Source organism: Methylobacterium sp. B1, assembly GCF_000333255.1.
Taxonomy (GTDB): Bacteria; Pseudomonadota; Alphaproteobacteria; order Rhizobiales; family Beijerinckiaceae; genus Methylobacterium; species Methylobacterium fujisawaense.
This window is the reverse complement of record NZ_BACT01000562.1, coordinates 1-1883: the sequence shown is the minus strand read 5'-3', so window position 1 is coordinate 1883 and position 1883 is coordinate 1. Positions and strand designations below refer to the sequence as shown.

Sequence of the window (1883 nt, the reverse complement as noted above, 5' to 3'; positions counted from 1 at the left end):
AGAAATTGTAGTCCGCGTACTGGGCCGTGAAGGCCAGGCCGGCGCCGCTCTGGCCGGCGCAGATGATCTTCATAGGGGCCTGCGGACGGGGGCTCAGCCGGCAATCGTTCATCTGGAAGAACGCGCCCTTGCGGTCGCTGACACCCGTCTCCCACAGATCGCGCAGAATCTGAGCATACTCCGCTAAATATTCGTAACGCTTGGCAAAATACTCATCCCCGGGCCAGAGGCCCATCTGGTCGTATTCCGGCTTCTGCCAGCCGGTGATGAGGTTCAGGCCGAAGCGCCCGTCCGAGATCGAATCGATGGTCGCGGCCATGCGGGCGACGAGGGCGGGCGGCAGGCACAGGGTCGCCGCGGTGGCGAACAGCCGGATCCGGGTGGTGACGGCGGCGAGCCCCGCCATCAGGGTGAAGGATTCGAGGTTGTGGTCCCAGAACTCGGTCCTGCCGCCGAAGCCGCGCAGCTTGATCATCGACAGGGCGAAGTCGAGGCCGTAGCCCTCCGCCTTCAGGGTGACCGCCTTGTTGAGCGCGAAGCTCGGGCGGTACTGCGGGGCGTTCTCCGAGAGCAGCCAGCCGTTGTTGCCGATCGGAATGAACACCCCGACGCTCATGGCCGGCCCGGCTCCGGGCGCCGGCCCCGCTCCGGGCGCCAGCCCGGCTCCGGGCACCGGCCCGGCTCCACGGTCCGGAGCGGCCGCGTCCGGGATCGCGTCCGGGATCGCGTCCGGGATCGCGTCCAAGGGCGGCCCGGTTCGAGGGCCGGCGCGATCGTCCGCATGGCTCTGCATCATCGTCCCACGCTCCGTCCGGTCGGTTCCGCCGGAACCGAGTCGACGCGCGGAGGCTCGCAAAACCGCGGCGGAGGGTCAAACCCGCGGCGCCCGTGCGGCGCGAAAATGCCTATCTTTCCAGCGGCTTGCACAACCGAGGCGCGATGTCTGCTCAACCCGTGCGCGTCCCGTCCGGCCGCGCCGACCCGCCGAGACAAGCTTTCGTGCGGCAAGATTACCGGCGATGTCGGGTCATCGATTGCCGTCGACGGAGCGGAGACCATCTTCACACGACAATGATAAATCTCGATCCGACCCTGCCGGAGTGACATCGATGCGCGTGTGGCCCGTCCTGCTCCTCGTCCTCGGCCTCGCGGGACCGGCGGTGGCCGACGAGGCGGCGCGCGCGGCGGCCCGGGCGGTGATCGCCAAGCAGGAGCAGGCGCTGGGCCGCGACGACGCGCAGACCGCCTACGAGCAGGCCGCGCCGGGGATCCGGGACCTGTTCCCGAATGCCGACCTGTTCATCGGCATGGTCCGGAACCAGTATCGTCCGGTCTACCGCCACCGCAGCTTCGTGTTCGGCGAGGCGCGGGACACGGACGAGGCGGGCGTGGTCCAGTCGGTGGCGATCCAAGACGAGTACGGCATCGACTGGACGGCCGAGTACAGCCTCGCCCGGGACGCGGACGGGCAGTGGCGCATCACCGGCTGCCGCCTGGTCAAGGCACCCGGCGCGCGCGCCTGAGGAGTGCCCGCCACCGTCGCGGCGGGCACGGGCCTGTCGGCCTCAGGGCCGGAACGCCGCGAGTCTGTCGAGCATCTGCAGGGCGACGTCGGCGCAGGCCTTCGTCGAATCGTCGTCGGCGCATTTCACGTCGAGGCGCGCGTCGCCGCGCTCCAGCACGATATGGGCGGCCCGCGACGGCTGTGGCGGCGGCGGAGGTGGCGGCGGGGGCCCGTCGGGACCGGGGCCGCGCCTCGGGTCGCCGGGCGGCGGCGGCGGGGGTGGCGCGCCGGCCTCGGGGCCGGGCCGCGGGCCGCCGGGCGGCGGCGGTGGGGCCTGCGCGAAGGCGGCGGTGCCGCACAGCAGCGCCGCGGCACCCGC

The 1883-nt window shown here is 71.6% G+C and carries 3 protein-coding genes; 1 reads left to right on the top strand and 2 read right to left on the bottom strand.

What is annotated here, in order from left to right:
- On the bottom strand, positions 1–616 hold a 616-nt coding region (locus tag I53_RS16525), incomplete at its 3' end, for an LLM class flavin-dependent oxidoreductase (RefSeq protein ID WP_043352579.1).
- A gap of 493 nt (positions 617–1109) precedes the next feature.
- On the opposite strand from I53_RS16525, the gene I53_RS16520 reads away from it, so the two are divergent.
- On the top strand, positions 1110–1523 hold the full coding sequence (locus I53_RS16520; RefSeq protein ID WP_043352578.1) for a DUF4864 domain-containing protein: 414 nt from the start codon (positions 1110–1112) through the stop codon (positions 1521–1523).
- A gap of 42 nt (positions 1524–1565) precedes the next feature.
- Here I53_RS16520 and I53_RS33335 read toward each other — a convergent pair.
- The coding region (locus I53_RS33335) for a hypothetical protein (RefSeq protein ID WP_043352576.1) at positions 1566–1883 on the bottom strand (318 nt) is incomplete at its 5' end.